The sequence below is a fragment of the Occallatibacter sp. genome (genome assembly GCF_049582745.1).
Taxonomy (GTDB): domain Bacteria; phylum Acidobacteriota; class Terriglobia; order Terriglobales; family Acidobacteriaceae; genus Telmatobacter.
In genome coordinates, this window is sequence record NZ_JBAUUO010000004.1 from 1 (window position 1) to 6,618 (window position 6,618).

Annotated in this window: 4 protein-coding genes; 1 reads left to right on the forward strand and 3 read right to left on the reverse strand. The window is 56.8% G+C overall.

What is annotated here, in order from left to right:
* The 3 genes from WCA10_RS00540 to WCA10_RS00550 all read right to left on the reverse strand — a co-directional run.
* Nucleotides 1-509, reverse strand: a 509-nt coding sequence (locus WCA10_RS00540) for a hypothetical protein (protein ID WP_472820524.1), incomplete at its 3' end; no start/stop codon positions are given.
* Complete coding sequence (locus WCA10_RS00545; protein ID WP_472820525.1) at nt 506-1,246, reverse strand: ABC transporter ATP-binding protein; 741 nt, start codon at nt 1,244-1,246, stop codon at nt 506-508. The genes WCA10_RS00540 and WCA10_RS00545, both read right to left, overlap by 4 nt.
* Nucleotides 1,247-1,386: 140 nt before the next feature.
* Nucleotides 1,387-2,610, reverse strand: a complete 1,224-nt coding sequence (locus WCA10_RS00550) for an efflux RND transporter periplasmic adaptor subunit (protein WP_472820526.1) — start codon at nt 2,608-2,610, stop codon at nt 1,387-1,389.
* A gap of 1,331 nt (nt 2,611-3,941) precedes the next feature.
* Here WCA10_RS00550 and WCA10_RS00555 point away from each other — a divergent pair.
* Nucleotides 3,942-6,311 (forward strand): diguanylate cyclase domain-containing protein, encoded by a 2,370-nt coding sequence (locus WCA10_RS00555; RefSeq protein WP_472820527.1) that lies wholly within the window; start codon nt 3,942-3,944, stop codon nt 6,309-6,311.
* Nucleotides 6,312-6,618: the final 307 nt, after the last annotated feature.

Below are 6,618 nucleotides of genomic sequence, written 5' to 3' on the forward strand. Positions count from 1 at the left end.
ATATTGAACTCGAAGGGTTTACCCGCTAGCCCATAGATGGTTGTTGTAATGGGAATGCGGTCGCCGATCTTCCAGCCGAAGCGCTTCATGGTGACCGCTCCGACAATCGCGCCCTGGCGATCTTTCAGGAACGTGTTCCACTGGTCGTCGGGAACGATGAGCTCCGGGAAAACCTGCCGCTGGTTTTCCGGGTCGATCACGAACTGCGGGAAAAAGTTCTTGGGATCCTGATATACGCCGCCGAACCAGTTGTCGTGCGTGACGTACTTTACGCCCGGAATACGCAGGATCTCGTCCCGGTACGACAGCGGAATCGAATTGATGATCGAGGTGCGATTGATGGTGACAAGGCGATCCGCACTCACCACGTCCGCTCCCCGACTGAACGCATCGTTCACCACTCCCAGCAGCGCAAACAGAAACAGCGCCACCGCGAACGAACCGATGGTCAGAACCAGGCGAGCCTTCTTGCGAAACAGATTGGCCAGAATCAGTCTGCTGAACTTCAAGAGGCACCCCCCGCGACAACGCCCGGCCGCGCTCCTGCTTCGACCAGCACGCCCTTGTCGAGATGCAGGGTGGTGTAGGCTTCACGCGCAACCAGCGGATCGTGCGTCACCATCAGGACGGTTTTCCCGTACTCCTTCACCAATCGCTTGATCAGGTCCATCACTTCGTCGGCGCTTTTGCGGTCCAGGTCGCCGGTGGGCTCGTCGCAGAGCAGGAAAGTGGGATCGGCGACGATGGCGCGGGCAATGGCAACACGCTGTTCCTGTCCCCCGGAAAGCTGGCGCGGAAAGTGGTGCATGCGCTCGCCCAAACCAACGATGGAAAGGGCGGTTTCAACGTGCTTGCGGCGTTCGGCTTTGGAAAGTTTGGTCAGCAGCAAGGGCAATTCGACATTCTGGAACGCGGTGAGCACTGGGATGAGGTTGTACATCTGGAAGATGAAACCGACATGTCGCGCACGCCAGTCGGTCAGCTTGCCGCGGGACATGTGCGTGATTTCATCGCCGGCCACGCCGATGGTGCCTCGCGATGGAACGTCGAGGCCACCCAGCAGATTGAGCAACGTGGTCTTGCCCGAGCCACTCGGCCCCATGAAGGCCACAAAATCGCCCTTATCGACGTCAAGATTCAGGCCCTGCAAGACGTCGATGTCCTCGTTGCCACGGCGGTAGGTTTTGTCCAGGCCGCGCACCTGAATCAGACTGCCAGCCGCACCATTGCCGTCCACACGTACCATGATCCCAACCCTCCTCGATTTTCGCCATCTCCGCTTCCTCGCTGGAATGGCGCCTATCCTTGCGGACAACGCATTCTCGTCCCTGCAAAGCAGCACCAAATCACAACCGCAGTGTCTGACTCAATCGCAGAAACAACGCCCTAACGCTTGATCGCGACCGCTTCGCCATCTTTCAAATCGGTTGGCCCCCCAACTACCACTGTATCTCCAGGCGCGAGCCCCGCCAGAATCTGCATTTGCGCGCCACTGGCTGTGCCAACCTTCACGGCGTGGCGTTCGACGTGATCGCCGTTCACCAGGAAAACGATCTTCTGTCCGCCATCGTCGCGGACCGCGCTCTGCGGCACCATGACGCGCGCTGGCGCTTTTTTCGCCAGCTTGTCTTCTTCCCCAAGGAACGTGACCTTCACGCCCATGTCGGGCAGGATGCGCGGATCCAGCTTGTCGAAGGCAATTCGCACCTCGACAGTCGCCTTTTGGCGATCGGCCGTGGGAATAATGGTGCGCACGCGGCACGGAATCTTCCAGTCAGGATATGCATCCAGAACGGCGGTGACTTCCTGGCCAGGCTTCACGCGCGCGATGTAGTTCTCGTTGACGTCCACCTCGATTTCGTTCGAGGCCATATCGACAATCGTCGCGATGCCCGTGCGCGTGAACCCACCGCCGGCCGAAATCGGCGACACCATTTCTCCCACCTGCGCGTCCTTGGAAACTATAATTCCATCGAATGGAGCTCTGATGATGCAGTTATCCACCGCCTGCTGCGCCTCTTTGATGCGCGCGTCAGCCGCGAGCACCTGTTCTTGGGTGTAGTCGATTTTCGCCCGCAGGCTGTTCACGGCCATCGTCGCATTGTCGAGGGCTTCCTGAGTTTGAATGCCTGCCGTCCTCAGTTCCTGCGAGCGATGCAACTCAATCTGCGCGTTCTTCAATTGCACTTGTAGGTCGAGAATGCTTGCCTGCGTGGCATTGCGATCGGCTATCGCAGACGCGAGCCCCCTCTGCGTATCGGAATCGTCCAGAGTGGCCAGCACAAAGCCCGTGTGCACGTACATTCCTTCGGTAAAAAAAACGCCTGTAACTCGCCCTGTGATTTTTGCCGCTACGGTGGCGCGCCGCTGCGGGGTGACATACCCGCTCGCATTGAGCAGGGCCTGTGGGCCGGTGTCCGGGGCGTTCACCGTGGCGACTTGCACCGAAGGCGTCTGATGCACATAAGCGTAGACTCCGCCCACGATTACGAGCGCGACGAGCAGGACGAAAAAACTAATCGCGATGCCCTTTCCAGCTTTTCGGGCGCCACGCTTGTGGGCGTCGATGCGCAACCCTCCAAGGTCCGGTTTTACAGGCGCTTCAGGCATAGTCTGCTCAGTCGGTTTTACGCTTGTCCTCAAGTGTTTGTTCCGCTTGCCGGCAGCACAAGATTACACCGTAAAGATTCAATGATCTGTTACAGCGAATAAAAGTAAAATGCTGTAAGCTTCCCCAAATTCCATGTTCGGCTGGGTCGGCTTAGCGGAAGTAATCATGGACACCACCGATCTGTGCCGAATGGCGCGGACATAGGAGACTACCTCTTGGGGTTCGTTAGCGACATCCTCGGGAAACGCCGCCAGAGAGCAGGTTATTGCTGTAGTCGATTTTGCGGCGGCGAAAGCACACAAAAGCAATAAACTGCTCTGCAGTTCAACAAGGACCCTGCAAATTGTTCAATCAACATCAGTTATCATCTATAGAATTCAATAGATTCCAATAACTGTCGAAATCAGGTTCGGGACCAGGTTCTCTACCCTAGACTCCTCCCTTAGAATCAGCGAGTTGCAGCGGCAGGTCTGTGGAATCTGGGGTTCTGTGTGGAACCTTGAGGTTCAATTTCGACTACAGCCTACGATTTTCCCCATTTACCGGCTGACAGAACTCCCTCAATTTGTGCCCTTTGGCAATCTAGGAAGAGAGGCGAACCCTCTGGGCTCGCACCAGAGGGTCTTTGCAGATGGGCAGCCACGCCTATCGACGGCCTTCGGACCTGCTTCCGAATCGCAAGCTTGGATGCGGTACCCAAGAGTGCTCCAGAGCGAATTTGGACGGTTTCAGGAATCGCGTTCGGGCGTAAGCTTCTTCCATGCGGAAAGACAGGAGCCTCGTCAGGCAGGAAATCGGAAACCTTGAAGTGTGGAGATGCAGCGTGTGCAGTTGGCTGCGTCCGGGTGCGATTTTTCCGCTGATTTTGCAAACCACCCCAAAACTCATTCAAGCCGATTTCAGATCCCATTACTGCTCAAAGCATCCGAACGTTGAGAGGGACTTTGGGAGTATGGCCCCAACAGCGTTAAGGTTGGCGCGCGAAGACGCGGGACGCAGCTAAACGAATAATCTGCGACCTCGTGGACGAACACTGCCGCCTGATTACTTCGAAGGAGTTGCGCAAGTCATCCTGAAAGTCTAACTTCCATCTTGTACAACCAATTCGCCTCAAAAGAGGGATGGTGCGCAGTAATTGGTTGGATCCTATCTATTGAAGTGCATCTATCGGGACGAAGCGACTCGGGTCACGCGACTCATTGCTGTGGGCTGGGGAAAGCTCGTTGAAGTAAGGCGGGCAGAGAGATGGAGCGCGTCACAAACGTAGGCGGTTGGCAGTCTCCGCACTTGAAGAGGTCTTCACGACGTGGAAGAGCGGAAGAGCCATGCAATGCGTGAGTTTCGGGGAGCCATTCCGGGAGGAGCAAGCTGGAACGGCGACTTTCCCCTCCGGAGCCTGATTCTTGCGCTAGTCGTCGTCGCCTCATCGATTTCTGTTGCCTTGGGTGCAGAGCCCGGAACGCTGACTTCTCTAGGTGCTGTTCATGCGCTCACCAACGCCGAAGCGAGCCATGCCCTTCCGGTCGCCTGCGAAGCCACAGTGGTCTACTCCCGGGCGTACGAGAATTTACTTTTTGTGCAGGATGGTGACGCTGCACTCTTCGTCAACGCTCCCACAACCGCCGCACTGCATCCCGGTGATCGCATTGCCATCCAAGGGAAAACTCAGGCCAGCTTTCGCCCGCTTGTCGTTGCCAGCGCCATTACTCTGCTCCAACATGGCGCACTGCCAAAACCCGTACCTGCGACTTTCGACGCCCTGAATCGCGCGGAGTATGACTCTCGCCTGGTCACTGTGCGCGCCAAGGTCCGCGCCGCCGACCTTGTAGTCAGCGCGGTAGCTCCTCTGCGTAGCGCGCGCTTGCAGTTGATCATGGATGGAGGACACATCGAAGCGAACGTCGACAGCGACGATGAAACAGCGCTCAAAGGCCTGCTGGACGATGAGATCGAGATTACCGGGGTCGCCGCGGGAAAGTTTGACGACAAGATGCAGCAGACCGGAACTGTTCTCTACGTTTCTAAACTCGCTGACATTAAGACTCTCAAGGACGCCCACACTAAATTCTGGTCGCTCCCGATTACTCCCATGGACCAGATTCATTCCAGTTATCACGTACAGGATCGTTCCCGAAGAGTCCAGGTTCTTGGGACGATTACGTATTATGAACCCGGTTCGGCTGTTGTGCTGCAGGAGGGCTCGAAGAGTCTGTGGATATCGACTCAGACACGCGACCCTCTGCGGATCGGCGACCACGCCGTTGCATCGGGCTTCCCTGAAACACGCGATCGTCTCCTAACTCTGACCGATAGCGAAATCCTGGACACTAAGATTCCGGCGCCCATCAAGCCGCAGCCGGCGACTTGGGAACAACTCGCTCTCTGGAGCAGCAGCAAGCCAATTGGCCACCAGAACGATCTGGTCTCTATCGACGGACAGGTAGTCGGTGAGGTCCGAGTGGCATCACGTGATGAGTATGTCCTCAGTGCCAAAGGTCGGCTGTTCAGCGCAATCTACGGCCATCCACGCACAATTTCCACTCTCGCGCCGATGCTGCAGATACCCCTGGGCGCCAAAGTCCGGGTAACCGGCATCTGCTCGATCGACGGCACCGCGATCAACCCCGGTCAGGAGGTGCCCTTCGATATCCTGATGCGTTCCATCGACGACATTGAAGTCATCGCGAGGCCTTCATTGCTGAACGTTCGCAACCTAACCCTTCTCGTCGGTTTGCTGCTGGTTTTATTTCTCTCCGCCGGTACAAGGAGCTTGGTCATTGAGCGCAGAGTGCGCCGCCAAAATGCCGCGGCGGCATACAGTGAGCGTCGACGCAGCCGAATTCTGGAGGACATTAACGGTTCTCGCCCTCTTGCTGAGATCCTCGAGCAGATCACGGAGCTCGCTTCCTTCAGACTCCGCAGTGCCCCCTGCTGGTGCCAGATTGTTGATGGGGCTTTCTTAGGAAACTGCCCGCAGGATCTCAATGCATTCCGCATGGCGTGCGAGCCGATCCCAGCTCGCTCCGGACCGCCCCTTGGAACAATGAATGCTGCCTTCGATCCGCTCGCCAAACCCGGCGATAAAGAGTCGGAGATTCTGTCCGCGGCGGCGGCGATGGCCACGCTAGCTATCGAAACTCGACGACTTTACTCCGATCTGCAACACCGCTCGGAGTTCGACCTTCTCACCGCGATCCACAATCGCTTCTCGCTGGAAAACTATCTCGACATGCAGATCGAGGCGGCACGCCAGACGGCGGGTATCTTCGGATTGATCTATATTGATCTCAACGACTTCAAGCAAGTGAACGACGTCTACGGCCACAAGGTCGGAGATATGTACCTTCAGGAAGTAGCAATCCGCATGAGACACCAACTCCGCCCTGCCGACATGCTGGCGCGCCTCGGTGGCGACGAATTTGCTGTGGTGCTTCCGCTGGTTCACGGTCGCAGGGAAGTCGAGGAGATTGTCCAACGTCTCGAACACAGCTTCGACGACCCATTCTCATTCGACGGATACGTCCTGCAGGGTTCGGCGAGCGCAGGAATCGCCCTTTATCCCAACGACGGCAAAACGAGAGACAGCCTTTTGAGCGCTGCCGATGCTGCCATGTACGTGGCTAAACAAACCAAGAAAGAGATCGGCAAGGCTCCGGGCGAAGATCGGAATCCAGCTGTCACACTCAAAGATCGCGCATAACAGATCATTGCGTTGAAGCGAGCGGCCAATTCCATCGGGCGTCGGGAGCCTCTGGAAGTCGGTTCGTGCCCCTCGGCAAATCAGTGAAGGTTCCGTCTGACCGACGCTCATTGTCGAAATTCTCAGGCAGTGCGGCGCAGCTTCAATTCAGAACGCATCTCGCTGAGTCTGTCGACTATCACTAATGGGATGGTCCGCCGCCTAAACCTCAGCGGAGGTATAAGGGTTGAACAGGAGGCGTCCCCATGGAGATCCACACAATCGGCATCGATTTAGCGAAGACAGTTTTTCACCTCATTGGGCTAAA

What these genes read in the sequence shown, in the direction of transcription:
- WCA10_RS00545 (WP_472820525.1), bottom strand. Translation starts at nt 1,246, where the DNA reads ATGGTACGTGTGGACGGCAATGGTGCGGCTGGCAGTCTGATTCAGGTG.
- WCA10_RS00550 (WP_472820526.1), bottom strand. Translation starts at nt 2,610, where the DNA reads ATGCCTGAAGCGCCTGTAAAACCGGACCTTGGAGGGTTGCGCATCGAC.
- WCA10_RS00555 (WP_472820527.1), top strand. Translation starts at nt 3,942, where the DNA reads ATGCGTGAGTTTCGGGGAGCCATTCCGGGAGGAGCAAGCTGGAACGGC.